This is a genomic window from Cupriavidus oxalaticus (assembly GCF_016894385.1).
Classification (GTDB): domain Bacteria; phylum Pseudomonadota; class Gammaproteobacteria; order Burkholderiales; family Burkholderiaceae; genus Cupriavidus; species Cupriavidus oxalaticus.
The window spans coordinates 1570885-1597202 of the sequence record NZ_CP069812.1 but is presented as its reverse complement, the minus strand read 5'-3'; the positions used below and the strand labels follow the sequence as shown (position 1 = coordinate 1597202).

Genomic DNA, 26318 nt, shown 5'->3' with positions numbered 1-26318 from the left:
CTCAGTAGAAGACCCGGCGGTCTCAGACGTGGTACGTGCTGTCCGGCACGTCGGTGATGAACATATGGCCCGGCGCGTGGGTCACGGCGAATGGCACGCCGGACGCCATCACGGCCGCCTGGGGCGTCACGCCGCAGGCCCAGAACACGGGGATCTCGCCCGGCTCGATGCGCACGGCGTCGCCGAAGTCGGGCTTGGCGATATCGGCGATGCCCAGTGCGGCCGGGTCGCCCACGTGGACCGGCGCACCATGCACCGAGGGAAAACGCCCGCTGATGGAGACCGCATCGGCAACGCGGTGCGCGGGAATCGGCCGCATCGACACCACCAGCTCGCCATGCAGGCGGCCAGCGGGACGGCACTGGCGGCTGGTGCGGTACATCGGCACGTTGGAGCCGTCGGCGATATGGCGCACCTCGATGCCGGCTTCCTGCAGCGGCGTCTCGAAGGTGAAGCTGCAGCCGATCAGGAAGGTGACCAGGTCGGGATGCTCCGCCCACAGCGGCGTGGCATCGGCCACCTCTTCCACCAGCTTGCCGTCGCGCCAGACGCGGTACAGCGGGATGTCGGTGCGAACGTCCGCGCCTTCGGCCAGCTGGGTCTGGTGCGCGCCCGCCTCGATCACGTCGAGCACGGGACAGGCCTTGGGATTGCGCTGCGCGTACAGCAGGAAATCCCAGGCCCAGTCGCGCGGCAAGGCGATCATGTTGGCCTGCGTCATGCCCGGCGCGATGCCCGCGGTCGGCTGCACGGTGCCGGCGCGATAGCTCGCGCGCGCTTCGCGGGCGGCATTCACCGCGGCGATGCGGGCGCGTTCCAGTGCGGATGCTTGCATGGGTTTCTCCAGTGTGTTCAGGCGGCGAACGTGCGAATCGCGATGCCGTCGCGCTCCAGCGCGGCGCGCACGGCGCGCGCCATCTCGAGCGCGCCGTCGCTGTCGCCATGCACGCAGATCGATTGCGCCTCCACGCGCGCCACGCTGCCGTCGATGGCGAGCACCGTGCCTTCGCGCACCAGGCGCAGCATGCGCTGCGCCACGTCGGCGGCATCGTGCAGCACCGCGCCCTTCTCGCGGCGGGACACCAGCGTGCCCTGCGCCGTGTAGGCGCGGTCGGCGAACGCTTCGGCGATCACACGCAGGCCGGCCCCGCGCGCCCAGCCCACCAGCGGCGAGCCGGCCAGCGCCACCAGCGCCAGTTCCGGGTTCACCGCGCGGATGGCGGCGATCACGTCGCGCGCCTGGCGTTCGTCGCTGGCAATGGTGTTGTAGAGCGCGCCGTGCGGCTTGACATAGCGCACCGTGGTGCCGACGGTGGCGGCCATGCCCGACAGCGCGCTGACCTGGTAGATCACGTCGGCCACCAGGTCGGCGCTGGCCAAGTCCATGTTGCGGCGGCCGAAGCCCTGCAGGTCGGGGTAGGACACATGCGCGCCCACCGCGACGCCGCGCTCCGCCGCGGCCTTCAGCGTCTGCAGGATGCCTGCCGGATCGCCGGCATGGAAGCCGCAGGCCACGTTGGCGCTGCTGACGATATCCAGCATGGCGGCGTCGTTGCCCATGCTCCAGGCGCCGAAGCTCTCGCCGAGGTCGCTGTTCAGATCGATATGCATAGTGTGGTCCGGTGCTTCAGGGCTTCAGGGCTTCAGGGCTGCGGTGCTTCAGTGCGCTGCCTCGGCTTCGCCAAGCAGTTCGCGACCACGGGTTTCCGGCAACATCAGGCAGGCGATCACCACCAGTGCATAGGCCCCGGCGGCCATGTAGCCGATCGCCACGCCCAGCGACATCTTTGCGCTCATGTGCCCGATCATGGCCGGGCAGATCGAACCGACCGCGCGGCCGAAGTTGTAGCAGAAGCCCTGCCCCGAACCGCGGATATGGCTGGGGTAGAGCTCGGTCAGGTAAGCCCCCATGCCCGAGAAGATGCCCGACAGGAAGAAGCCGAACGGGAAGCCCAGCACCAGCATCGCCGCGTCGGTGATGGGCAGCTGCGTGTAGCAGACCACGAGGATGGCCGCGCTCACGGCGAACAGCATGAAGCAGCGGCGGCGGCCCAGGTGGTCGGACAGCCAGGCGCTGGTCAGGTAGCCGGCGAAGGAGCCCGCGATCAGCACCATCAGGTAGCCGCTGGTGTTGAGCACGGACAGGTTGCGCTCCATCTTCAGGTAGGTGGGCAGCCACGTGGTCACCGAATAGTAGGCACCCTGCATGCCGGTTGCCAGCAGGCTGGCCAGCACGGTCACGCGCAGCACGCCGGGCTTGAAGATCAGCATGAAGTTGTTGCTCTCGCCGGTGCGCGCCAGCTTGGCCTGGGTTTCGCGGTACACCTTGGGCTCGCTGATATTGCGGCGGATGTAGAGGATGAAGACCGCCGGCAGCACGCCGATCCAGAACAGCACGCGCCAGGCGTATTGCTGCTCGACCAGGGCATACACCGCCCAGAATGCGACCGCCGAAAGCCCCCAGCCGACCGCCCAGCTGCTCTGCACCAGGCCCACGGCCTTGCCGCGGTGACGCGCGCGGATCATCTCGGCGATCAGCACCGAGCCGACCGACCATTCGCCGCCGAAGCCCAGGCCTTGCAGCATGCGCGTGACGAACAGCTGCTCGGGAGAATTGGTGAAGCCGCTCAGGAAAGTGAAGAAGCTGAACCAGAGCACGGTCAGCTGCAGGATCCGCACGCGGCCGTACTTGTCGGCCAGGATGCCGGCCAGCCAGCCGCCGACTGCCGAGCTGATCAGCGCGCCGGTCGCGATATAGCCGGCTTCGGCCTTGGTCATGCCCCACACGAGAATGAACGTGGGGATCATGAAGGTGTAGATCATGTAGTCGAAGGCATCGACGCCATAGCCGACGAAGGCGGCAAAGAGCGTCTTGCGCTCTTCTCCGGTAGTTTCTTTAAGCCACATGGTTGCGCTCACTAGGACAAGGACAAAGCGTGGGAAAAAGCTCGCCGCATTGACTGACGACGATGTTCGTTTTCATCGGCGTTGTTTAGCAAATCGCATGCCATGTTGACCTATCGGCACGTATCACTCAACCACCGCACTAGTATTGTTGAACAATCTTTGGCGTTGATCGATCATGGTATACACCTAAGGCACCTTCCGGGCCAGTGCCCGCACCAATCCAGTGCAAATTGTTGAACAAAGTGCGTTAACATCCAGTCACGGGCCCCACCGGAATGAGCCGGTGCCCGATCCAGCCAACATGTCCTCCACACCTGACGTCAAGAACCTGGCCGAGCGGGTCACCGAACAGATCCGCCAGCGCATCGTGCATGGCGAGTTCGAGCCGGGGCAGCGCCTGTCGGAAGCGGCGCTGAGCGAAAGCCTGCAGATTTCCCGCAACACCCTGCGCGAGACCTTCCGCGTGCTGACCAAGGAAGGCCTGCTCAAGCATGAGCCCAACCGCGGCGTGTCGGTGGCGATTCCGAGCATTGCGTCGATCATCGACATCTATCGGGTGCGACGGCTGATCGAATGCCAGGCCATTGCCCAGGCCTACCCCAGCCATCCGGCCCGCAAGCACCTGCGCGCGGCGGTGGAGACGGGCCTGCGTTGCCGCGACAGCGGCGATTGGCAGGGCGCGGGCACCGCCAATATGGAATTCCACATGGCGATCGTGGAGCTGGCCGACAGCGAGCGCCTGAACGTGATGTTCTCCCATCTGCTCGCGGAACTGCGCCTGGCATTCGGCATGCTGCATGACCCGGAATTCCTGCATGGCCCTTACGTCGAGATGAACCAGCACATCCTGGAACTGTTCGAGGCGGGCAAGCTGGCCGAATGCGCGGTGGCGCTGAACGATTACCTGACGCAATCCGAGCGCATCGTGCTGTCGGTGTGCGCGCGGCACCCGGTGTTCAAGGGGCGCTGAAGCGAGGTGAAGTGATGTGAACGGATCTGGCGTACCTCCCTTGGCGTTATTTACAGGTGCGGGAGCGTCGTCTAGTCTTCACTTCCATGGGAACCCGGCGGCACGCGGGTCGGCGCAGCGCAGCAGCTGCGGTATTTATTCCAGACTGCCATGGGGAACGAGATCGGGAAGGACCGCGCCGAATTCGCGGACCATATGCTGGATGCCATGTTCCTGGTCGATACCAGCGGCCGCATCCAGTATGTCAGCGCGGCCTGCGAGGGCATCCTCGGCTACACGCCAAAGGAAATCACCGGCCAGTCCATCATCGACCTGGTGGTGCAGGACGACCGCGACCGCACCCTCGTCGAGGCCAGGGAAGTCATGGCCGGCAAGAAGCGGATCGGCTTCGAGAACCGCTACCGGCACAAGGACGGCAACGCGGTCCATATCATGTGGTCGGCCGGATGGCTGCAATCGGAACGGATGCGCGTCGGGGTCGCGCGCGATGTCACGGCATTGAGGAAGAAAAGCGTGGTCGAACTGGGCCTGGCGTTTTCCCCGGTGCCGCTCGCGCCCCATGAGCAGAAGGTCCTGCAGCTGCTGCTGACCGACGCTTCGGAGAAGCAGATCGCCCAGCGCCTCGGCCTCGCCGTCTCCACCACCCATTCCTACGTCACCACGATCTTCCGCAAATTCGGCGTCAGGGGCCGTGCCGGGTTGATGAGCCTGTGGCTTGAAAACCTGTCGCGCGAGCGCTGATCGGTGAGTCAGACGGCACCCTGATACAATGCCGCCACGTTTACATGTCTTGACACAATGGGCTTCGAACAACTGGCGGCGCTGAAGGCAAAACTCGTGGAACAGGCAAAGGCCGAAAAGGCGGCCGAGTCTGCAAAGCGAACCAAGGGCACCAACGGCAACAAGGGAACAACCGACGGCAAGGGAACTAACGGCGGCAAGGGCGCCAAGGGTCCCAAGGGCAACAAGCCCGCGCGCGCACGCGATGCCGCCCCGGCTGTGCCGGAAAAGCCGGTCGATCCGGTGGTCCTCGCCATCTCCAGGCTGCAAAAGCGTTTCCCTGCCGTCTTCCCGAAGAACCCGGCGCCGAAAGTGCCGCTCAAGGTCGGCATCTTCCAGGACCTGGTGCAGCACGCACAGGAACTGAAGCTGACCGAGGCCGAGCTGCGCGACGCGATCCGGACCTGGTGCCGCGGCGCACGCTACTGGAACGGCATGGTGGAAGGCGCGGCGCGCGTGGACCTTGCCGGCGAGCCCGCCGGACAGGTCACCGAGGCCGATGCCCGGCGCGCGCGGCAATTGCAGCGCAGCCGCACTGCCCGGCCGCTACCGAAGCAACCAGCGCAGCAAGCCGAGCAAGCCCGGCAGGCCCAGCAGGCCCAGCAAACGCAGCCGGAACAGCCAGCACAGGCGACCGAACCGTCACAGGCCGACAAGCCCGCCTGACTATCCCGGCGCCTTCTGGCAAGGCACCCTTCCCCGGTGGCTACGCGGACGGCTCAGGCATTCTCGGCACAAAGCGCTTGTGCTCGATCTGGCCATTCCGGGCCACCAGGATAGTCGCTTCCGGGATCTCCTCCCAAACCCCCTGCACATCGATCAGCGGCTCCGACAACACCAGGAACGCATCGTCGCCGGCGGCGATGATGCGCGGATCCTGGGGATACAGCTCGCGCAGCTGCCGGAACGAGGTGCTGTGGAACAGCGAGCGCGACGCCGTCTCGCTCGAATAGCGCACCGCCACGACCTGCTGGCCATCCGTGACGCACACCGTCATGTTGAGCGGGAACTGCACGTCATAGCGATGGCCGACGTCCTCGATCAGCCCCGCCATCTGCTCCAGTGCGCCACTCGGGTCGCGCTCCAGGCCGAAGGTCAGCGCCAGGAAGAACATGACCTCCGAGTCGGTCGATCCCTCGATCCAGCGGAACAGGTGCGGCGCCACGGCCATCATCAGGTCGCGCCGCAGCTGCGGATATTCGCGGATCAGCCCGTTATGCACGAACAGCCAGCGGCCGAAGCGGAACGGATGGCAGTTGGTCTCCTGCGTGGGCGTGCCGGTGGCCGCGCGCACATGGGCCAGAAACAGCGGCGCCCGCACCGCGCGCGCGGTCTCGCGCAGGTTGGTGTCGCTCCATGCCGGATGCAGGCAGCGGTAGCGGAATGGCACCTCGGAATGCCTGCCGTACCAGCCGACGCCGAAGCCATCGCCATTGGTGGTGGTATGGCCGAGCCTGGAATTCAGGCTCTGGTCGATCAATGAATGTTCCGGCTGGAACAGCACCGCTTCCAGAGGAACGGACCTGCCCGAGTACGCCAGCCAGCGGCACATGATGGGTCTCCTCACAAGTGCGGCCCGGTGCCTTTCCGGCCCACTCTCCAGTTGTAGGACGGCAACGGCGGAACGGCAAAGTGCCGCCTGCGCGCAGCGCTGGGGCCGGACCGGTCGCCACTGGCAAATGCCGCTTGCGGCACAGCTGCCATCGGACGTGAACAGGGCCCCTCAGCCCATGTAAAATTACTACCCGCGCCAGGGCGACAAATGCAAATTCTGCAAAGCGCGCCCGCGCCAGCGGATACGGAGTTCCTGGCCTTATTCCCGGAGTTCCGGGGTCTGGGCGCGTGACGGGCAACCGCTGTGCGCGCGGGTATGGCCCTTGCAGGATCATTTCTTGCGAGGAAAGACAGCCCTGCCATGCTGTACGGATTGCGCGACTTCCGGGCGCCCCCGTTCGGGGCGGTCTCATGCCAGCTTGTGTCTACAATATTTGAAGGGCCCGTTGGGCCATCCATTGAGGAAGCAGCCGATGCCTGTTCAGAACTGCAATGTGCATGTTGTTTTCGATGGACACTGGGCAATCGCAGCAGAGGGTGAAGGGCGCATTCAGGTCGGCCTCGATCTGACCAGCGCCATTGCCCTTGCCACGTCGCTCGCGGTGGAGCGGCAAGCGATGCTCTATGTGCATGACAAGAACGGCGATATCACCCAGCGTATTGATTGCTCCCACGCCATGCCGCCGGCGGACTCCATGACGCAGCCGGAATGCATCACCCTGCCGCCGGTGCCGGCGGAACAGCCGGCGACGGCGGAAAAAGCCAGGAACACCCCGGTCTGACCTGCTCCGCTGCCGCCCTCAGAGCAGGTCGCGCAGCCTGTAGTACCACATCCCCAATACCAGCGCCGGCGTGCGGAACCACGCACCGCCCGGGAACTGGTGATGCCGGATGCGCGTGAAGACGTCGAATCGCGACGCATCGCCGCTCATCGCTTCCGCGATCAGCTTGCCTGCCATGCCGGCGAACAGCAGCCCATGGCCCGAAAATCCCTGCGCGTAGTAAAGGCATGAACCAATGCGCCCGAGGTCTGGGGCGCGGTTCATCGTGACATCGACAAAACCGCCCCAGGCATAGTCGATATTGAGGTCCGCGGTCTGCGGGAACGTTTGCACCATGCGCGCGCGGATGCGCTGCACCAGGTTCTGCGGCGGGCGCGCATTGAAGGTCTCGCCAGCGCCGAACAGCAAGCGGTTGTCCGCGCTCAGGCGGAAATAATCCACGATCAGGTTGTTGTCCGAGGCCGCCACCCTGCCCGGTATCAGCGCGTTGGCACGGCCGGCCTCCATGGGCTCCGTGGCAATCATGTAGGTCCCCACCGGCATGATGCGCGCGGCGATTTCCGGCGCCAGGTGGTCGCCGAATTCGCCAAGGTAGACATTGCCCGCCAGCACGACCTGCTCGCAGTGGATCTCGCCTTCCGCCGTTTTCACCACGGGCGCCATGTCGCGCTCCACGCGATAGGCCGGCGAATTCTCGAAGACCTTGACGCCCTGCCGGCGCGCCGCATCGCCGAGGCCGAGGCAATACTTGAGCGGATGCAGGTGGCCCGAGTGCGGATCGAAGGCGCCTGCGACAAAGCGGTCGCTGCAGACATAGCGCGAAAGCTGCGCGCGCTCGACCCATTCAAGCGGATAGCCATAGTGTTCGCGCATGTGGCGCACCCATCGGCGCAGGCCGTCGACCTTGCGCTGCCGCGGCGCCAGCGTCATGTAGCCGCGCACATGGTCGCAGGCAATGGCGAAAGTGTCGATGCGCCGCTCCAGCAGGCGCATGCCTTCGACCGAGGCATTCCAGGCCGCGCGTGCCAGCTCTTCCGGGCATTGGCGTTCGATGGCGCCCTCGCCTTCCGATCCGAACCCGACGATCGCCTGTCCGCCATTGCGCCCCGAGGCCCCCCATCCGATCCGGTGCGCTTCCAGCAGCGCGACATCGAAGCCCAGCGCCGCCAGTTCCAGCGCACAGGACAAGCCGGCATAGCCGCCGCCCACTACGCACACCTGCGTACGCAGGCGCCCCTGCAGCGGCGGGCTGGGCGGAGGGCGGACCACGCTCGCCTCATAGTACGAGTTCTCGATGACACCCAGTTCTTTCTGCAGCAGCCCCGCCATCGTCTCGGCTCCGTTCGGCCCGCCAGGCTCGGTTGAGCGGGACCCCTAAGGTACGCGCACGTTTATGAACTGCCAGGGGTCTTCATCGCTCGGTTCGGGGTAGAGGCCGGACTGCTGCGCCAGCGGCGTCCATTCGCCATAGACGCCAACCACTTCGCCCAGGTAAGGCCGGGCCACCCGCAGCACCATCTCGAAATCCAGGTCCTCGGGCTCGACCACGCCCGCGCGCGGATGCTCCAGCGCCCAGACGATGCCCCCCAGGATTCCCGCCACGACCTGCAGGCTGGTCGCGGTATTGTGTTCCGCCAGCCGCCGCGCGTCTTCGCTGGCAAGCCGCGAGCCATACCAGTACACGCCGCGCGCATTGCCCATCAGCAGCACGCCGAGTTCATCCATCCCGCCAACGATATCGTCGCGCAGGATGCGCTGGTGCGCCTGCCTGCGCCATCCGTTGCCGGCCAGTTCGTCGATCGACAGCAGCGCGTCGTCGCAGGGACGGTAGACGTAGTGGACGGTCGGCCGGTAGGCGACTTCGCCGTTCTCGCGCAGCGTCAGGTGGTCGGCAATGGAGATCGATTCGCCGTGCGTGATCAGGAAACCCTGGTAAGGCCCGCCCAGCGGTGTCCAGCTGCGCACGCGCGTCGCGAAACCGGGGCGCGTCAGGTAGACCGCCGCATCCGAGCCGAAGCCATGGCGCCTCGCTTCATCGGGCCAGTGCCGCTCATGCGTGCCCCAGCCGAGTTCCGCGGGCTGCATGCCTTCCTCGATAAAGCCGTCGACCGACCAGGTATTGACGAACTCGTCCGGAGCCTTGCGCTGCTCGCCGACCTGCGTGTCCTGTTCGGACACGTGGATCGCGCGGATATCCAGTTGCCGTGCCAGTGCCGCCCAGTCTTCGAAGCACGCCGGCGGATCGTATTCGAGGTCGTTGTCCGCGGCCATGTTGACCAGCGCCTGCTTGACGAAGGCTGACACCAGCCCCGGGTTCGCGCCCTGCGTCAGGACCGCGGTAGGACCGTCGCGCTTGTCCAGGCGGAAGGCAAGCACGCCTTCCCGCAATGCATAGTTGCTGCGCCGCGATAGCGAGGCATCGGGATCGGCGCAAGCGCCCGCCCAGGGCTCGATCGACGTATCCAGGTAGCGCACGCCGTGCTCCCAGCAATACCGCACCAATGCCTCGCTGGAAACGTTGACCGACAGGTTCAGCAGGAAGTCGCCCTCGCCCAGCAGCGGTTGCAGGACGTCCTTGTAGTTGGCCTCGGTCAGCGTTTTTTCCAGCACCGGGATGCCGAACGAGGCCGCGACCGAGGTATCGTTGCCGGCCGGACAGACGACAGTGATCCGGTCAGGCGTGATGTCGAAATGGCGCAGCAGCAGCGGCACCGCGGATCGTGCGATGCTGCCGAAGCCGACGATGAGCATGCGTCCCTTGAGCCCCTTGTATTTCCTGAAGTCGCTTGCCGGCGCGTCCATCCCATGCCCCCGAAAGATGACTGCGGACCTTGCTCCGCCCAGACTGTCTCAAGCAAGCGGTGTGCCGGACGCTTTGCCATCATCCCGGCTCTGAGCCAAGGAGAACATCTTTCCTTAGCACCGCCCTCCGATGTGCTCTCAGGTAAGGATTTCAGCCTTGCCGGCGCAAGGCTTGCAACGAGGTGCGCCAGGCCATGCCTCGGGCCCGGACCAAAGGCAGCAGCGGTGGCAAACCTTTTACGCTTCTACTTCAAGTCGGCAGTCTTGCATCAGATTGCCGACTTTTTCACCGCGCCGGTTGCAAAGAACTGCTGCAGGTTCTCGAATACCAGCTCCGCCATCGCTTGCCGTGTTTCATGCGTGGCGCTGGCGATATGCGGAAGCAAGACGACGTTGTCCAGTCCGAACAGCGCCTCGGGCACGTTCGGTTCGTCCTCGAACACGTCAAGGCCCGCTCCGGCGATGCGCTGCTGTGACAGCGCATCGATGAGCGCCGCCTCGTCTACCACCGTGCCGCGGGCGATATTGATCAGGAAGCCGCGCGGGCCCAGTGCATCGAGGACAGCGGCGGACACCAGGTGACGCGTGGCAGGACCGCCGGCGGTGGCGACAACAAGGTAGTCAGCCCATCGCGCCAGCGCTTCCAGCGACGGTTCATAGGGATAAGGCGCGTCCTCGGCCGGGTTGCGGCTGTGATAACGCACTTCCATGTCGAACCCCACCGAGCGGTGCGCGATGACGCGGCCGATGCGGCCCATGCCGATCATGCCGAGCCGCTTGCCGCTGACGCGCGTCGCCAGCGGGAACGGCTGCCCCTTGGGCCATTCGCCGCGGCGCACGAAGCGGTCCGCGGCGCTGACCTTGCGCGAGACATCCAGCAGCAGCGCGAACGCGGTATCGGCCACGCAGTCGTTGAGCACGTCCGGCGTATAGCCCACGGCGATGCCGCGCCGACGCGCGGTGTCGAGATCTAGCTTGTCCAGGCCGACGCCAAAGCTGGAGATCACGCGCAGCGACGGCAGCGCGGCCAGCAGCGCGGCATCGGCGCCGAGCGCGGCGCGCGTCGTCAGCGCGACGAACTCGCTGCCGCGGCGGGCCAGGAAGCCGGCGGGATCGGCTTCGGTCCAGAACGGATGAACGTCATAGTGCTCGGCCAGGCGCGCTTCGGTGGCGTCGGGCAGGCGGCCGTGCTGCAACAGGCGGGGTTTCATGCGCAAGGGATCCTTTGAGGAGAGACGCGCGCGTCAGTCGGCGCGCAGTTTGTTGTCGACGATGACCTTGGCGTAGCGCTTGCGGTCGGTGGAAATCAGCTCGGTGAACTGCTGCGGCGTGCTGCCGACGGGAATCGCGCCCTGGTCCACCAGCTGCTGGCGCACTTCGGGCAGCGCCACCACCTGCTTCACGCCCGCGGCGATCTTGTCGACGATGTCCTTGGGCGTGCCGGCCGGCGCCAGCAAGCCGACCCATGAGCCGGACTCGGCGCCGCTGATGCCGGCCTGCGCCAGCGTGGGCACGTCCGGCAGCGCCGGCGAGCGCACCGTGCCGGTGACGGCAAGCGCGCGCAGCTTGCCCGCCTTGACGTGCCCGGCGGTTTCCAGCACCGACGCGAACAGCATGTCGACATTGCCCGCCATCAGGTCGCTCATGGCGGCGCCGCCGCCCTTGTAGGGCACGTGCAGCATGTCGGTGCCGGTCGCGGCCTTGAAGATCTCGCCCGACAGGTGCGGCGACCCGCCCGTGCCCGAACTGGCAAACGACAGCTTGCCCGGCTGCGCCCTGGCCAGCGTCACCAGCTCCTGCGGGGTCCTGGCGGGCAGCTTTGGCGTCACCACCAGCACGAACGGCAGCTCCGCCATCTCGGTGATCGGGATCAGGCGGTTGGGATCGTAGGACAGCTTGGTGTACAGCGTGGGATTGATCGACTGGGTGCCGACGTTGCCGGCCACCAGCGTATAGCCGTCCGGCCTGGCGCGTGACGCCAGCTCCAGGCCAACGTTGCCGGCCGCGCCGGGCCGGTTGTCCACCAGCACCGGCTGGCCCCACAGCTGCGACAGGCGCTGCGCTACCAGGCGCGTGGCAATGTCGGTGCCGCCGCCGGGTGTGAACGGCAGGATGATCGTGACCGGCCGTGCTGGCCAGTTGGGATTGGCTTGCGCGTGGGCGGCAGGTGCAAGGAGCGGTGCGGCGCAGAGGCACAGGGCCAGCAGCGCGCGGCGCCGGCCGGTGGAGGGAATGCGGTCTGGCATGGCTGTCTCGTTCGATTGGCGTTGTCGGGATGAGCGTCGTCGTGTGCGTCTTGTCATTCCGGCTGGATGCCGGCGTTCCTGGCCACCTTGGCCCACTTGGCCATCTCGGTCTGGATAAAGCCCGAGAACTGCGCGGAGCTGCCGCCGGCGGGTTCGATGCCGGCGGTCGGAGCCAAGGTGATGCAGAGCGCTGCCACGGCGAGCGCGGTGGCGATTCGGGGGGAACGGAGCTTGGTGTTCATGGTGTCTCCTGCCTGGATTTATTTGTGGAACTGCCGGGTTGCTCCCGTCTCCCGCTTGCGGGAGAGGGAGCACCCAATCGGTAAATCGGAAACCTGCGGCTTTGCTACCGCTCGTGAGGTTTGCGGGGTGACTTCCTGCTCTTTCGCTCCGCCTTCGCCCCCGACTTCGGCTAGCGCCCGTTGGTCTTGCGCCATGCCGCGAAGTCCTCGCGCGCCTGCTCGCTGGTCGGCGGGTAAAGCCCGATGATCGAGCGGCCCTTGTTCACTTCCTCGGTGACGAAGTCCTCGAACGCGGTCATCTCCACGGCCTCGGCGGCGATTTCTTCGGCCAGGTGCGCCGGGATCACGATCACGCCCTCGCCATCGCCAGCCATCACGTCGCCGGGAAAGACCGCCACATCGCCACAGCCGATCGGCACGTTGAATTCCAGGGCCTGGTGCAGCGTCAGGTTGGTCGGCGCCGAAGGCCGTTGGTGGTACGCCGGAATCGCCAGGCGGGCGATCTCGGGCGAATCCCGAAAGCCGCCGTCGGTGACGATGCCGGCGCCGCCGCGCTGCATCAGCCGCGAGACCAGGATCGAGCCGGCCGAGGCCGCGCGCGCGTCCTTGCGGCTGTCGATCACCAGCACCGCGCCGGGCGGGCACTGCTCGATCGCCTGCCGCTGCGGATGCGCGGGATCCTGGAACACGGTGATGGGGTTGAGGTCTTCGCGCGCCGGGATATAGCGCAGCGTGAAGGCCTCGCCCACCATGGTGCCGCCCTCCGGGTTGAGCGGGCGTACGTCCTGAATGAACTGGTTGCGCAGGCCGCGCTTGAACAGCGCGGTGCACAGCGTGGCGGTGCTGACGGTCTTGAGCTGGTCCCGTACCGCGGGGCTGAGTCGGGTCATGGTGATCCTTGCCGGTGTGGTGGCGTCAGTAGATGCTCGGCTCGCCGGTCGGCGCGCCGAAGTCGGTTTGCAGGAAATCGAAATCGCAGCCTTCGTTGGCCTGGCGGATATGCCGGGAGAACATCCAGCCATAGCCGCGCCCGAAACGCGCGGGCGGGGGTGCCCACTCCGCCCGGCGGCGCGCCAGCTCTTCATCGGAGACTTCGAGGTGGATGCTGCGCCGTTCGATGTCGACCGAGATCAGGTCGCCGGTGCGCACCAGCGCGAACGGTCCGCCCACATACGATTCGGGCGAGACATGGAGGATGCAGGCGCCGTAGCTGGTGCCGCTCATGCGCGCGTCGGACATGCGCAGCATGTCACGCACGCCCTGCTTCACCAGCTTCTTCGGGATCGGCAGCATGCCCCACTCCGGCATGCCGGGACCGCCCTGCGGGCCGGCGTTGCGCAGGATCAGCACGTGGTCGGCGGTGACATCCAGGTCGTCGCGCTCCACCGCTTCCTTCATCGACGGATAGTCGTCGAACACCAGCGCCGGGCCGGTATGCCGGAAGAACCGTTTCTCGCACGCGCTGGGCTTGATCACGCAGCCGTCCGGCGCGATGTTGCCCTTCAGCACCGCCAGCGCGCCTTCCTGGTACAGCGCGTTCTCCGGCGTGCGGATCACGTCGTCGTTGTAGACCTCGGCATCGGCGATGGTTTCGCCCAGCGGACGCCCGGTGATGGTGAGCGCGTCCAGGTGCAGGCGGTCGCTGATGCGCTGCATCAGCGCAGGCAGCCCGCCCGCGTAGAAGAAATCCTCCATCAGGTACTTGTCGCCGCTGGGCCGGATATTGGCGATCACCGGCACGCGCCGGCTGGCCGCATCGAAGTCTTCCAGGCCGATGTCATGGCCGGCGCGCCGGGCCATGGCGATGAGGTGGATGATCGCGTTGGTCGAGCAGCCCATCGCCATCGCCACGGCGATCGCGTTTTCATACGCCTGGCGGGTCTGGATGCGCTGCGGCGTCAGGTCTTCCCACACCATGCCGACGATGCGGCGGCCGGCCTCGGAGCACATGCGGATATGGTTGGCGTCGGCCGCCGGGATCGACGAGGCGCCGGGCAGCGTCATGCCGATGGCTTCGGCAATCGCCGTCATCGTGCTGGCCGTGCCCATGGTCATGCAGGTGCCGTGGCTGCGCGCGATGCCGGCCTCGATGCCGGTCCACTGCGCGTCGGTGATGTTGCCGGCGCGGCGCTCGTCCCAGTATTTCCAGGCGTCCGAGCCGGAGCCCAGCACGTTGCCCTTGTAGTTGCCGCGCAGCATCGGCCCGGCGGGAACGAAGATGGCCGGCACGCCGGCGCTGGTGGCGCCCATCAGCAGGCCCGGCGTGGTCTTGTCGCAGCCGCCCATCAGCACGGCGCCGTCGATCGGGTGCGAGCGGATCAGCTCTTCCGCCTCCATCGCGAGGAAATTGCGATAGAGCATGGTGGTCGGCTTGACCGAGCTTTCCGACAGCGAGATCGCCGGCAGTTCGATCGGGAAGCCGCCGGCCTGGAGGATGCCGCGCTTGACGTCGTCGACGCGCTGCTTGAAGTGGGCGTGGCAGGGATTGATGTCCGACCACGTATTGATGATGGCGATGATCGGCTTGCCCAGCCACTCGCCCGGCGAGTAGCCCATCTGCATGATCCGGGACCGATGGCCCGACGAACGCAGGTCATCGGGTGCGAACCAGCGCGCGCTGCGCAGCGCGTCCGGCGTTTTCTTGCGAGCCGTCATGTGTCTCTTCCACCTTGTTGTCTGGTGCCGGGCTAACCGCGCTGCCTGGCCTCGTTTGAAAACATTAAAGCACTAATATATTAGTACGTCAACGCGAGAGAAGGCGGGTGAAATCCCTTAGAATCCAGCGCATCAGCAACGCCTCGGCGCCACCGGTGTGGCGATCCGGGCATGCGCCAAGCCTTCCCATGCCATCCGCAACCATTCCTACCGCCGCCAAGTTCCAGTTCGACCGCACGCGCCACGCGGCGCCGCAGGTGTTCGAGCACATGCGCGACCAGATCATCTCGATGGCCCTGCCGCCGGGCACCGTGCTGTCGCGCCCCGAGCTGGCCGACCAGTACGGCATCAGCCAGACCCCGGTGCGCGACGCCCTGATCCGGCTGGGCGAAGAAGGCCTGGTCGACATCTTTCCGCAGCACGCCACCGTGGTCAGCCCGATCGACGTCGCCCTGGTGACGCAGGCGCACTTCCTGCGCCGCTCGGTCGAGCTGGAGATCGTGCGCACGCTGGCGCTGCAGGCCGACCCCGTGCTGGTCGAGCGCCTGCGCGCCACGATCGCGCGGCAGCGCCTGATGCTTGAGCTGCAGGACTTCGATGAATTCAACGTCAACGACCAGGCCTTCCATCGCGAACTCTACGAAGCGGCCCGGGTGCCCGACCTGTGGACGCTGGTGCGCCGGCAGAGCGGCCACCTCGACCGGCTGCGCCGCCTGCACCTGCCGATTCCGGGCAAGGCGACGGCGGTGCTGCGCGACCATGACGCCATCGTCGATGCGATCGCGGCCGGCGACCCGGCGCGCGCCGAGAGCGCGCTACGTGCGCACCTGTCCGGCACGCTGGCCAATATCGACGAGATCCGCGGGCGCTTCACCGACTATTTCCGCTGACGGCGGCGCTCTTGCTCGGCGCCTCACTCCTGCACCCACATGGCCGGCGTGAGCTGGCGCGGATCGGTCATCAGTTCGATCACGGCCGGCGTGCCGGCGGCGCGCGCGCGTTCGAAGGCATCGGCAAACCCGTCGGCGTGCCTATGCAGAAAATGCAAGGCCCGGGCAACCGCCGGCAGGTAGATTGCTGCCAGAATGTCCGCTCGCCGGGCCCGCGCCTCGCCACCCCGAAGGCGCGCCATCCAAGAACAAATCGAGACAGACATGAGCGAACACTACATTTCCACGCCTGCCCTGCACCAATGGGTCACCGATCTCTGGCTTGCCGCCGGCTCCGACACGCGCGAGGCGCGCCTGACCGCGGACCACCTGGTCGGCGCCAACCTGAGCGGGCACGACTCGCACGGCGTCGGCATGATCCCCAAGTACGTGCTGTCGTGGCAGGCCGACGAACTGCAGCTCAACCGCAACGTCAGCCTGCTGCACGACGGCGGCAGCATGCTGAGCCTGGACGGCAACCGCGGCATGGGCCAGGCGGTGACCGAGGAAGCCATGGCGCTGGCGATCGGCCGGGCCAAAGAGCACGGCGTCTGCGTGATGGGACTGCGCCAGTCGCACCATCTGGGACGTGTCGGGCACTGGGCCGAGCAGGCGTGCGCGGCCGGCATGATCTCGATCCACTTCGTCAACGTGCTGTCCAAGCCCATCGTCGCCCCGCACGGTGGCAGCGAAGCGCGCTTCGGCACCAATCCCTTCACGATCGGCTTGCCGGTGGCGGGCGCGCAGCCGCTGGTGCTCGACTTCGCCACCAGCGCGATCGCGCTGGGCAAGGTGCGCGTGGCCCACAACAAGGGGATCGAGGTGCCGGCCGGCTGCCTGATCGATGCAGACGGGGTGCCGACCACGCGCCCCGAGGTGATGTTCCCCGCCGACGGCGCCGCGCAGGGCGCGCTGCAGGCGTTCGGCGAGCACAAGGGCCATGTGCTGGCGGTGATGTGCGAACTGCTGGGCGCCGCGGTGACCGGCGGCCACACCATCCGGCCCGAAACGCTGACGCACCGCCACGCCGTCTGGAACAACATGCTGGCGATCGTGTTCGACCCGCAGCGGCTCGGCACCAGCACCAGCTTTGGCGGCGAGGTCCAGGCCTTTGCCGACTGGATCCGCTCGTCGCGGCAGCAATCCGGCCACGCCGGCATCGCCCTGCCCGGCGAGCCCGAACGGCAACGCCGGCGCGAGCGTGCCGAAGCCATCCCGGTGGACAGCGGCACGCTGGCCCAGCTCGATGATGCCGCCGCGCGCGTGCAGTCGGTCCGCGGCGCTTCGCCGGGGCCGCTATCGCGGCTGGCGCGCTGAGCACCGCCTCACACGCCGACCCGGAGCACTGATCAAACCAGCCGGGCGCAGCGCAGCCGTCCCTGCGCCACGCGGTCCGCCACCGCGGCGAACGGCAGCAGCGTGGCCCAGATCTTCGGAATTCAGCGGTGCGGGGGCATTGGCGTTCATGGCGTGCCCGCGTTGGCCAGCGATCCGGTGGCGGCCAACGCCAGCGCCAGCCGCGCCCCGACCTCGGCGTTGTGCTTCACGAGCGCGATATTGGTCGCCAGGCTGCGGCCGCCGGTCAGCGCCTTGATGCGGGCCAGCAGGAACGGCGTCACCGCCTTGCCGGTGATGCCTTGCGCCGCGGCTTCGGCCAGCGCCTGCGCGGTCAGGCCATCGATCTCCGCCGAGCCCATGGCCGCCGCTTCGGGCACCGGCGTGCTCAGCACCACGCCGCCTGCCAGGCCCAGGTCCCACTTGGCGCGGATAAAGCGCGCCTGCTGCGCCGGGTCATCCAGCCGGTAGTCCGCGCGGAAGCCGCTGTCGCGCTTGTAGAACGCCGCCACGTTGTCCTGCCCGCAGCTGAGCACCGGCACGCCATGCGTCTCCAGGTATTCCAGCGTCAGGCCGATATCCAGCACCGATTTCGCCCCGGCGCAGACCACCGCCAGCGAGGTCCTGGCCAGTTCCTGCAGGTCGGCCGAGATGTCGAAGGTTTCCTGCGCACCGCGGTGCACGCCGCCGATGCCGCCGGTGACAAAGACCTCGATGCCCGCCAGCGCCGCGCAGATCATCGTCCCCGCCACGGTGGTGGCGCCCAGTTCGCCGCTGGCCAGCACCGCCGGCAGGTCGCGCCGGCTGACCTTGTGCGCCCGCCCGGAGCGCCCCAGCAGTTCCAGCTCGTCGTCGGACAGGCCGATGCGGATGCGCCCGCCGATCACCGCGATCGTCGCCGGCTCGGCGCCGAGGCCGCGGATCAGCGCCTCCACTTCGCGGGCGGTGCGCACGTTCTCGGGATAAGGCATGCCGTGCGCGATGATGGTCGATTCAAGCGCGACCACGGGGCGGCCCGCGGCCCGCGCGGCGGCCACTGGCGCACTGAAGACCAGCCAGTCCTGGGCAAGGCCGGCATTCATGTCGGGGCGTTGGTGAGCGGGCTGCACTGGCTAGTCGCTGCCCTTTACTGCCTTTTTCGTCGCATGCCAGCCCTGCTTCGCGGCACCGCCGACGGCATGGCCGGCCTCCTTGGCGCCGCGGCCGACGGCATGCGCCGCATCGCGCACGGCGTGTCCGCCTTGCTTGCCGGCGGCCTTGACGTTGTGCTTGAACGCGCGCGCGTCGGACGCCAGGCTCGCGTAGGCCGGGACGCTGCATGCGGCCAGCAGCAGCATCATTGTGATCGTTCTGGGGTTCATGGGCATTCGGGGGCCTTTTTCGACGCGGCAATCCATTGCGCCGCGTGCCTGATTTTAGCCGGGTCGCCTAAGCTATAATCGCGATCCGCCTCCGGAGCCGACATCGATGTGTCGCATGTTGCCCTCTCATGGCCTTCTGAGCACCCGAAAAACGGGCCGGTGCGTACACCGAATGCGCCGTTCCGGCAAGTCGACAGTCTCTTCCTTGCGACTGCAAGGTGCTGCGACGCAGCAATGGCTGTACAATGTCGGACCCCGATTCGAAGGCCATGGCGCGCCCCTAGTTGCGGCCCCTCGCCATAGCGAACCCCCTCTTTAGCCTCGGCAGCAGGACCCGATGCACGCGAAGCGTGCGCGCTGCCGTCGAATTGCCATTCACGAAGGAAAAAGCAGTCAATGACAAGCGGCGCACAACGTACGGCAGCCAAATCACGAGATGCAGGAGCGATCAAGGGCCTGGGCCAGACCCCCGGCGGGCCTGCGGCGCAGCTCGATCCCTCGGCCGAGGCTGCCGCGCGTAGCCAGCAATTGCGCGCCCTGATCCAGCTGGGCAAGCAGCGCGGGTACCTGACCCACGCCGACATCAGCGACCACCTGCCGGAAAACTTCACCGACACGGCGGCGATGGAAAGCATCGTCAACACGTTCGCCGAAATGGGTGTGAAGATCTACGAGCAGACGCCGGATGCCGAAACGCTGCTGCTGAGCGACGGCCCGGCGGTCGCCTCCGACGACCAGGCCGAAGAAGAGGCCGAGGTGGCGCTGTCCACGGTCGACTCCGAATTCGGCCGCACCACCGACCCGGTGCGCATGTACATGCGCGAGATGAGCTCGGCCACGCTGCTCACGCGCAAGCAGGAAGTCGAGCTGGCCAAGCGCATCGAAGACGGCCTGAACAACATGATCCATGCGGTCTCGGCGTGCCCGTCGACGATCGCGACAATCCTGGAACTGTCCGAGCGGGTGTCCGCCAATGACATGGCGATCGACGACCTGGTCGACGGCCTGAGCGACGAAAGCATTGCCGAGGCCGCCGCCCCCGCCGCCGACGACGAGGTCGAAGACACCAGCGTCAGCGCCGACGACGAAGACGGCGGCGAGGACGATGCCGAAGAAGGCTCGACCCAGCAGGCCGGCGGCGCCGATACCGACCTGGCCCAGCTGCGCGACGAATGCCTGAAGCGGTTCGCACGCGTGGCCGCGCAGTTCGAGATCATGCGCAGCGAAGAGACGACCGACGGCACCCAGTCGCAAGCCTTCCTGGCCGCCCGCGATACCGTGCGCGAAGAACTGCGCGCGATCCGCTTCACCGCGAAGACCATCGAGCGCCTGTGCGCCGACGTGCAGTCGATGGTCGATGCCGTGCGCGCCGTCGAGCGCCAGGTGCTGCAGCTGCTGGTCGAGCGCTGCGGCATGCCGCGCGAGGACGTCGTGGCCCGCTTCCCGGGCAATGAAACCAACCTCGCCTGGGGCCAGGAACTGGTGGCGGAAAACCGCCCGTACAGCGCCGCCGTGGCGCGCGCCCTGCCCGACCTGGAATCGCACCAGCAGAAGCTGATCGACATCCAGGCCCGCGCCACGCTGTCGCTGGCCGAGCTGAAGTCGGTCAACCGCAAGATGCTGGCCGCCGAGCGCCAGATGCGCCAGGCCAAGCACGAGATGACGCAGGCCAACCTGCGCCTGGTGATCTCGATCGCCAAGAAGTACACCAACCGCGGCCTGCTGTTCCTGGACCTGATCCAGGAAGGCAACATTGGCCTGATGAAGGCGGTGGACAAGTTCGAGTACCGCCGCGGCTGGAAATTCTCCACCTACGCGACGTGGTGGGTGCGCCAGGCCGTCACGCGCGCCATTGCCGACCAGGCTCGGACCATCCGCGTGCCGGTGCACATGATCGAGCAGATCAACAAGCTCAACCGCCTGTCGCGCGAGATCATGCAGCAGACCGGCAAGGAGCCGGATCCGGCCGTGCTGGCCGAGCGCATGGACATGCCGGAAGAAAAGATCCGCTCGATCATGAAGATCGCCAAGGAGCCGGTGTCGATGGAAACGCCGGTGGGCGAGGACGGCGACACCAGCCTGGGCGACATGATCGCCGACTCGGACAACGCCACGCCGGCCGATGCCGCGCTGCAGGCGGGCCTGCGCGCGGTCGTGCGCGAGATGCTGGACGAGCTGACCCCGCGCGAGGCCAAGGTGCTGCGCATGCGCTTCGGCATCGACATGGCCAGCGACCATACGCTGGAAGAAGTCGGCAAGCAGTTCGACGTCACGCGCGAGCGGATCCGCCAGATCGAGAGCAAGGCCATGAAGAAGCTCAAGCACCCGAGCCGCGCCGACCGGCTGATGACCTACCTGCGCGACGCCTGATCTCCGGCCGGCCGGCGTGCGCCGGGCGGCGCATGGGAAGCAACCGTGGCCGTTTCGCCGCAAACTGGCCGGCTGACACACTTGTTAGGGCAAAATCCCGGTCTGGGTGGCCCCGACGGGCCACGGGAGCTTTTTCATGACTGACTCGAACCTATCTTTCTTCGGCAGGGTTTCGCTTGCCGTGGGCACCTTCTTCGCCATCCTCGGCGACGGCCAGCTCGCGGCCGGCATCAAGCGGCTGCGCAACGGCGAGAGCGCCGCGCCGGCAGCGCCGGCCCCCGTCGCCGCACCGGTCCCGGCAGCGGCGCCCGCGGCCCCCGCGCTGAAGGAAGCCAGCCCGGTGGCGGCACTGCAGCTGCTGGGCCTGCTGCAGCGCGACGCCCGCTTCGTCGACTTCGTCGAGGAAGACATCGCCCGCTATTCCGACACCGAAATCGGCGCCGCCGCCCGCCTGGTGCACGACGGCTGCCGCGCGGTGCTGCGCGAGCACTTCACCATCCGCCCGGTGCGCGAGGAAGCCGAAGGCAGCCGCGTGACGGTGGCCGACGGCTTTGACGCCACCGCCATCCGCCTGACCGGCAACGTGGTCGGCAGCGCGCCGTTCCACGGCAGCATCAGCCACCGCGGCTGGAAGGTCGCGGAAGTGCGCCTGCCGCGCGTGGCCGAGCGCCATGACGCCACCGTGATCGCCCCGGCCGAGGTGGAGCTATGAGCGACGCCCGCTACGCCATCGGCATCGACCTGGGCACCACCCACAGCGCGCTGTCCTATGTCGACCTGGCCGCCAGCGATGGCGAGAAGACCAGCCAGGACGTGCAGGCCATCACGCAGCTGACCGCACCGGGCGCCGTCGAAGACCTGGACCTGCTGCCCTCCTTCCTGTACCTGCCGCACGCGAGCGAGTTGTCGCCCGGCGACCTGGCGCTGCCCTGGACCGCCGAGCGCGATTTCGCCGTGGGCGAGATGGCGCGCACACGTGGCGCGGCCACGCCGATCCGCCTGGTATCGAGCGCGAAAAGCTGGCTGTGCCACCCCGGCGTCGACCGCCGCGCGCAGATCCTGCCCGCCGACGCGCCGCCGGAAGTGTCGCGCGTGTCGCCGCTGGAGGCGTCGGTGCGCTACCTGAGCCACCTGCGCGAGGCCTGGAACCAGGCCCATCCCGACGCGCCGTTCGGCGAGCAGGACATCACGGTCACGATTCCCGCATCGTTCGACCCCGCCGCACGCGAGCTGACCGCCGAAGCCGCAGCCGCGGCCGGCTATGCCCGCATGACCCTGCTGGAAGAACCGCAGGCCGCGCTGTACAGCTGGATCCAGAAAAGCGGCGGCCAGTGGCGCAAGCAGGTCAAGGTCGGCGACATCATCCTGGTTGTCGACGTCGGCGGCGGCACCACCGACCTGTCGCTGATCGCGGTGGTCGAGCGCGACGGCAACCTGGAACTGCACCGCGTTGCCGTGGGCGACCATATCCTGCTCGGCGGCGACAACATGGACCTGGCGCTGGCCCACGTGGTGGCGCGCAAGCTGGCCGCGCAAGGCACGCAGGCCGACCCGTGGCAGTTGCGCGCGCTGACCTACGCCTGCCGCGCGGCCAAGGAAACGCTGCTCACCGACCCCACCACCGATACCGTGCCGCTGGTCGTGCCGAGCCGCGGCTCCAAGCTGATCGGCGGCTCGATCCGCACCGACCTGACCCGCGCCGAGCTGACGCAGACCATCCTGGAAGGCTTCTTCCCGCAGGTCGACGCCTCGGCGCGCCCGGTCAGCCGCGCGCGCGCCGGCCTGACGCAGCTCGGCCTGCCGTACGCGCAGGACGCGGCCATCACGCGCCACCTGGCCGCGTTCCTGGGCCGCCAGGTCGCCGCGCTGGCCGAACTGGAAGGCTTCCAGGGCGCGCAGCCGGAAGGCGCGACCTTCCTGCATCCGACCGCGGTGCTGTTCAACGGCGGCGTATTCAAGTCGGAACTGCTGGTCGAGCGCATCCTGCAGACCCTCAACGGCTGGCTCGCCGGCGAAGGCGCCGCACCCGCGCGGCTGCTCGGCGGCGCCGAGCTGGACCTGGCCGTGGCACGCGGCGCGGCCTATTACGGCTACGTGCGGCGCGGCAAGGGCGTACGCATCCGTGGCGGTACCGCGCGCGCCTACTATGTCGCGGTGGAGTCGTCGATGCCGGCCGTGCCCGGCTTCGAGCCGCCGATCCAGGCGCTGTGCGTGGCGCCGTTCGGCATGGAAGAAGGCACCGATGCCGCGCTGCCGCCGCAGGAATTCGGCCTGGTGGTTGGCGAGCCGGTGCATTTCCGCTTCTTCGGCTCGTCGGTGCGGCGCCAGGACCAGGTCGGCACGCTGCTCGACTTCTGGGCTCCGGAAGAACTGCAGGAACTGGAAGAAATCCAGGCAACGCTGCCCGCCGAAGGCCGCACCGCCGGTGAAGTCGTGCCGGTCAGGCTGCATGCGCGCGTGACCGAGGCCGGCACGCTGGAGCTGGAAGCCGTGCCGCGCGGCAACGGCGAGCGCTGGAAGGTCGAGTTCGACGTGCGCGGCAACGCCGATGCCTGAGGCAGCGCCCGCGCCGGCGCAGCAGTACGTCGTCGGCATCGACCTGGGCACCAGCAATACGGTCGTCGCCTACGCGAAGGCCGGGTCGGACGATATCCGCGTGTTCGATATCGACCAGCTGGTCAGCCCCGGCGAAGTCGCGGCGCGTCCGCTGCTGCCGTCGGTGCGCTACCACGCGGCGCCGGGCGAACTAAGCGGTGACGATCTGCAACTGCCATGGCAGACCGCCGCCAGCGCCGCCGCGCGCCGGACCGTGTTCGGCAGGCTGGCGGCAACGCTGGGCGCGCAGGTGCCCGGCCGGCTGGTCGCCAGCGCGAAGAGCTGGCTCTCGCATGCGTCGGTCGACCGCACCGCGCCCATCCTGCCGTGGGGCGGGCCCGACGACGCCGACAAGATCTCGCCAGTGGTCGCCAGCGCCAGCTACCTGGGCTACGTCGCCGCGGCCTGGAATCACCGTTTTCCCGATGCGCCGCTCGAGCAGCAGGACGTAGTGCTTACCGTGCCCGCCTCGTTCGACGAAGGCGCGCGCGCGCTGACGCTCGAGGCCGCGCGCCTGGCCGGGCTGCCGGCGCTGCGGCTGCTTGAAGAACCGCAGGCGGCGCTGTACGACTGGCTGTTCCACCATCGCCAGACGCTGGACACGGACCTCGCGCAGACGCGCCTGGTGCTGATCTGCGACGTCGGCGGCGGCACCACCGACCTCACGCTGATCCGCGTGGAGATGCAGGACGGGCAGCCGCAATTGACGCCGCAGCTGACACGAATCGGCGTGGGCAACCACCTGATGCTCGGCGGCGACAACATGGACCTGGCGCTCGCGCACCTGGTCGAAGCGCGCCTCGGCGCGGACCAGAGGCTGTCGGCCTCCAGCCTGTCACAGCTGGTGGCACGCAGCCGCGCCGCCAAGGAACAGTTGCTCAGCGCGCAGGCGCCGGAGTCCGCCACGGTCACGCTGCTCGGCGCCGGCTCGAAGCTGATCGGCGGCGCGCGCTCGGTAGAGGTGACGCGGCAGGAAGTCGAGCAACTCGTGGTCGACGGCTTCTTTCCCAAGGTCGCGTCCTCGGAACGGCCTGGCCGCGCGCGCGGCGCTATCGTCGAGTTCGGCCTGCCCTATGCGTCCGACCCGGCCGTGACGCGGCACGTCGCCGGCTTCCTGTCGCAGCACGCCGCGCAGTCGCGCATGGCGCTGGAGACGCCGCCCGCGCAGGACGATGCCCTGCCCGTTCCCGACACGCTGCTGCTGAACGGCGGCGTGTTCCGCGCCGAAGCGCTGGCAGGCCGCATCGCCGAAACGCTGGGGGCGTGGCGCGGCGCGCCGCTGCACGTGCTGCACAACGCCGATCCCGACATTGCGGTGGCACGCGGCGCGGTCGCCTATGCAAGGGCCCGCAGCGGCCACGCGCCGCGCATCGGCGGCGGCTCGCCGCGCAGCTACTTCCTTGTGCTCGACGACGGTGCGACGGGCCAGCAAGGCATCTGCCTGCTGCCCAAGGGCACCGAGGAAGGCCATGAGGTGCACCTCAGCGATCGCACCTTTGCGCTGCGAGTCGGGCACCCGGTGCAATTTCACCTGGTGTCTTCCGTCGCCGATACCGTCTACCAGCCGGGCGAGCTGGTCGACCTGTCGGCGGGCGACTTCGTGCGCCTGCCGCCGATCGCCACTGTCGTTCCGGCACGCGGCGCTCGCGGTCCGCGCGAGACGCCGGTGCAGATCCGCACCTCGCTGACCGAGGTGGGCACGCTCGAAGTCCACTGCATCGACATCGCCAACGACTCGCAACGCTGGCGGCTGGAGTTCCAGCTGCGCGGCAACGACGCCCAGACGGAAGCGCCCGCGGCCACAACGGCGCATCCGGCGCTGCCGCAAGCCATCGAGGCGATCGACCGCACCTTCGGCGCCCGCTCGCAGGACGTTGGCCCCAAGGAGGTCAAGCGGCTGCGCGCGCAGCTGGAACAGGTACTGGGCGCGCGCGAGCAATGGGACAGCGCCCTGCTGCGCGAGCTGTTCGGCGCGTTCTGGGAGCGCGCCAAACGCCGCCGCCGCACCGCCGACCATGAACGCCTTTGGCTGAACCTGGCCGGCTATTGCGTGCGGCCGGGCTTCGGCTATCCGCTGGACGAATGGCGCGTGGAGCAGCTCTGGTCCCAGTACGACCAGGGCATCCAGTACGTCAACGAAACCCAGAACTGGTCGGAATGGTGGACGCTGTGGCGGCGCGCGGCCGGTGGCCTCGACGAAAACGCGCAACTGCGCCTGTTCGAGGACATGGCGTTCACCCTGCAGCCGCCCGGCAGCGGACACTACAAGAAGCCTGCCGGTCCCACGCGGGGCGGTTATGCCGACATGGTGCGCCTCGCCGGATCGCTGGAACGCCTGTCGGCCGACACCAAGATCGAGCTGGCCGGCTGGCTGCTGACGCGGCTGCGCAAGCCATCGGAAAACAACCTGGCCTGGTGGGCGGTGGGCCGCATCGGCGCGCGCATGCCGTTCTATGGCAGCGCGCACAGCGTGGTGCCGGCGGAGATCGCCACGCAATGGATCGACGCCATCCTCGCGCTCGACTGGAAGAAGGTCGAGCCCGCCGCGTTCGCCGCGGTGCAGATCGCGCGCATGACCGGCGACCGCACCCGCGACCTGCCTGACGAGAGCCGGGCCGAAGTGGTACGCCGGCTCGAAGCCGCCAACGCGCCGCAAAGCTGGATCGCCATGGTCCGCGAAGTCGTCGAGCTCAATGCCGCGGACGAGGGACGGGTATTCGGTGAAGCGCTGCCCGCGGGCCTCAAGCTGATCGCGGGGTGATGTGGGGGCCTTCCCATGGGCCCCTGGCG

The 26318-nt window shown here is 67.9% G+C and carries 24 protein-coding genes; 10 read left to right on the top strand and 14 right to left on the bottom strand.

The window, feature by feature from the left end; genetic code table 11:
• Positions 1 to 22: 22 nt before the first annotated feature.
• Genes JTE92_RS19755 through JTE92_RS19745 form a run of 3 tightly spaced genes read right to left on the bottom strand, consistent with a single transcriptional unit; the run spans position 23 to position 2907 of the window.
• Positions 23 to 835 (bottom strand): putative hydro-lyase, encoded by an 813-nt coding sequence (locus JTE92_RS19755; protein WP_063239012.1) that lies wholly within the window; start codon positions 833 to 835, stop codon positions 23 to 25.
• Between the two features lie 17 nt (positions 836 to 852).
• Positions 853 to 1611 (bottom strand): LamB/YcsF family protein, encoded by a 759-nt coding sequence (locus tag JTE92_RS19750; RefSeq protein WP_063239013.1) that lies wholly within the window; start codon positions 1609 to 1611, stop codon positions 853 to 855.
• A gap of 48 nt (positions 1612 to 1659) precedes the next feature.
• Positions 1660 to 2907, bottom strand: coding sequence for an MFS transporter (locus JTE92_RS19745; protein ID WP_063239014.1), 1248 nt, complete (start codon positions 2905 to 2907; stop codon positions 1660 to 1662).
• 301 nt (positions 2908 to 3208) lie between these two features.
• Here JTE92_RS19745 and JTE92_RS19740 point away from each other — a divergent pair, with 301 nt between their 5' ends.
• The 3 genes from JTE92_RS19740 to JTE92_RS19730 all read left to right on the top strand — a co-directional run bounded on the left by JTE92_RS19740 (position 3209) and on the right by JTE92_RS19730 (position 5323).
• Positions 3209 to 3877, top strand: coding sequence for a GntR family transcriptional regulator (locus tag JTE92_RS19740; RefSeq protein ID WP_063239015.1), 669 nt, complete (start codon positions 3209 to 3211; stop codon positions 3875 to 3877).
• Positions 3878 to 4027: 150 nt separating this feature from the next.
• Positions 4028 to 4618 (top strand): helix-turn-helix transcriptional regulator, encoded by a 591-nt coding sequence (locus JTE92_RS19735; RefSeq protein ID WP_063239016.1) that lies wholly within the window; start codon positions 4028 to 4030, stop codon positions 4616 to 4618.
• 96 nt (positions 4619 to 4714) lie between these two features.
• Complete coding sequence (locus JTE92_RS19730) at positions 4715 to 5323, top strand: ProQ/FinO family protein (RefSeq protein WP_232353262.1); 609 nt, start codon at positions 4715 to 4717, stop codon at positions 5321 to 5323.
• Positions 5324 to 5363: 40 nt separating this feature from the next.
• On the opposite strand, the gene JTE92_RS19725 is transcribed toward JTE92_RS19730, so the two are convergent.
• The gene (locus JTE92_RS19725; RefSeq protein WP_063239018.1) at positions 5364 to 6209 is read right to left on the bottom strand and encodes a class II glutamine amidotransferase; all 846 of its coding nucleotides are present in this window, start codon (positions 6207 to 6209) and stop codon (positions 5364 to 5366) included.
• 475 nt (positions 6210 to 6684) lie between these two features.
• Here JTE92_RS19725 and JTE92_RS19720 point away from each other — a divergent pair, with 475 nt between their 5' ends.
• Positions 6685 to 6993: a DUF2188 domain-containing protein gene (locus tag JTE92_RS19720; RefSeq protein WP_063239019.1), complete on the top strand. Its 309-nt coding sequence runs from the start codon at positions 6685 to 6687 to the stop codon at positions 6991 to 6993.
• A gap of 18 nt (positions 6994 to 7011) precedes the next feature.
• On the opposite strand, the gene JTE92_RS19715 is transcribed toward JTE92_RS19720, so the two are convergent.
• The 7 genes from JTE92_RS19715 to araD all read right to left on the bottom strand — a co-directional run bounded on the left by JTE92_RS19715 (position 7012) and on the right by araD (position 14938).
• Positions 7012 to 8322, bottom strand: coding sequence for an NAD(P)/FAD-dependent oxidoreductase (locus JTE92_RS19715; RefSeq protein WP_063239020.1), 1311 nt, complete (start codon positions 8320 to 8322; stop codon positions 7012 to 7014).
• Between the two features lie 45 nt (positions 8323 to 8367).
• Positions 8368 to 9795 (bottom strand): homospermidine synthase, encoded by a 1428-nt coding sequence (locus JTE92_RS19710; RefSeq protein ID WP_063239021.1) that lies wholly within the window; start codon positions 9793 to 9795, stop codon positions 8368 to 8370.
• A gap of 269 nt (positions 9796 to 10064) precedes the next feature.
• Positions 10065 to 11006 carry a 2-hydroxyacid dehydrogenase gene (locus JTE92_RS19705; protein WP_063239022.1) on the bottom strand — a complete coding sequence of 314 codons (942 nt, stop codon included), beginning with the start codon at positions 11004 to 11006 and terminating at the stop codon, positions 10065 to 10067.
• A 33-nt stretch (positions 11007 to 11039) separates the two neighbouring features.
• Positions 11040 to 12041 carry a Bug family tripartite tricarboxylate transporter substrate binding protein gene (locus tag JTE92_RS19700; protein ID WP_063239023.1) on the bottom strand — a complete coding sequence of 334 codons (1002 nt, stop codon included), beginning with the start codon at positions 12039 to 12041 and terminating at the stop codon, positions 11040 to 11042.
• A gap of 53 nt (positions 12042 to 12094) precedes the next feature.
• Positions 12095 to 12283 (bottom strand): hypothetical protein, encoded by a 189-nt coding sequence (locus JTE92_RS19695; RefSeq protein WP_063239024.1) that lies wholly within the window; start codon positions 12281 to 12283, stop codon positions 12095 to 12097.
• A 170-nt stretch (positions 12284 to 12453) separates the two neighbouring features.
• Positions 12454 to 13173: a ribonuclease activity regulator RraA gene (locus JTE92_RS19690; protein WP_063239025.1), complete on the bottom strand. Its 720-nt coding sequence runs from the start codon at positions 13171 to 13173 to the stop codon at positions 12454 to 12456.
• A 25-nt stretch (positions 13174 to 13198) separates the two neighbouring features.
• Positions 13199 to 14938: an L-arabinonate dehydratase gene (araD, locus tag JTE92_RS19685; protein WP_063239026.1), complete on the bottom strand. Its 1740-nt coding sequence runs from the start codon at positions 14936 to 14938 to the stop codon at positions 13199 to 13201.
• A 188-nt stretch (positions 14939 to 15126) separates the two neighbouring features.
• Here araD and JTE92_RS19680 point away from each other — a divergent pair, with 188 nt between their 5' ends.
• Complete coding sequence (locus tag JTE92_RS19680) at positions 15127 to 15828, top strand: GntR family transcriptional regulator (RefSeq protein ID WP_063239027.1); 702 nt, start codon at positions 15127 to 15129, stop codon at positions 15826 to 15828.
• Between the two features lie 23 nt (positions 15829 to 15851).
• Here JTE92_RS19680 and JTE92_RS30650 read toward each other — a convergent pair whose 3' ends face one another.
• On the bottom strand, positions 15852 to 15986 hold the full coding sequence (locus JTE92_RS30650; RefSeq protein WP_255286407.1) for a hypothetical protein: 135 nt from the start codon (positions 15984 to 15986) through the stop codon (positions 15852 to 15854).
• A gap of 106 nt (positions 15987 to 16092) precedes the next feature.
• On the opposite strand from JTE92_RS30650, the gene JTE92_RS19675 reads away from it, so the two are divergent.
• Positions 16093 to 17184 carry a malate/lactate/ureidoglycolate dehydrogenase gene (locus JTE92_RS19675; RefSeq protein ID WP_063239028.1) on the top strand — a complete coding sequence of 364 codons (1092 nt, stop codon included), beginning with the start codon at positions 16093 to 16095 and terminating at the stop codon, positions 17182 to 17184.
• Between the two features lie 146 nt (positions 17185 to 17330).
• Here the strand turns inward: JTE92_RS19675 and JTE92_RS19670 are convergent, their stop codons facing one another.
• Both JTE92_RS19670 and JTE92_RS19665 read right to left on the bottom strand, forming a co-directional pair.
• Positions 17331 to 18284, bottom strand: coding sequence for a pseudouridine-5'-phosphate glycosidase (locus tag JTE92_RS19670; protein ID WP_063239029.1), 954 nt, complete (start codon positions 18282 to 18284; stop codon positions 17331 to 17333).
• Positions 18285 to 18314: 30 nt separating this feature from the next.
• The gene (locus JTE92_RS19665; RefSeq protein WP_174544860.1) at positions 18315 to 18542 is read right to left on the bottom strand and encodes a hypothetical protein; all 228 of its coding nucleotides are present in this window, start codon (positions 18540 to 18542) and stop codon (positions 18315 to 18317) included.
• A 417-nt stretch (positions 18543 to 18959) separates the two neighbouring features.
• Here JTE92_RS19665 and rpoD point away from each other — a divergent pair, with 417 nt between their 5' ends.
• From rpoD to JTE92_RS19645, 4 genes are all read left to right on the top strand, one after another.
• Positions 18960 to 20933, top strand: coding sequence for an RNA polymerase sigma factor RpoD (rpoD, locus tag JTE92_RS19660; protein WP_063239031.1), 1974 nt, complete (start codon positions 18960 to 18962; stop codon positions 20931 to 20933).
• A gap of 136 nt (positions 20934 to 21069) precedes the next feature.
• Positions 21070 to 21645, top strand: a complete 576-nt coding sequence (locus JTE92_RS19655) for a DUF2760 domain-containing protein (protein ID WP_063239032.1) — start codon at positions 21070 to 21072, stop codon at positions 21643 to 21645.
• Entirely contained in the window at positions 21642 to 23489 is a 1848-nt protein-coding gene (locus JTE92_RS19650) for an Hsp70 family protein (RefSeq protein WP_063239033.1), read from the top strand. Before JTE92_RS19655 ends, JTE92_RS19650 begins: the two co-directional genes overlap by 4 nt.
• A complete protein-coding gene (locus tag JTE92_RS19645) occupies positions 23482 to 26289 on the top strand; it encodes an Hsp70 family protein (RefSeq protein ID WP_063239034.1) in 2808 nt (935 codons plus the stop codon). The genes JTE92_RS19650 and JTE92_RS19645 overlap by 8 nt, the downstream gene beginning before the upstream one ends.
• The last annotated feature ends 29 nt before the right edge of the window (positions 26290 to 26318 follow it).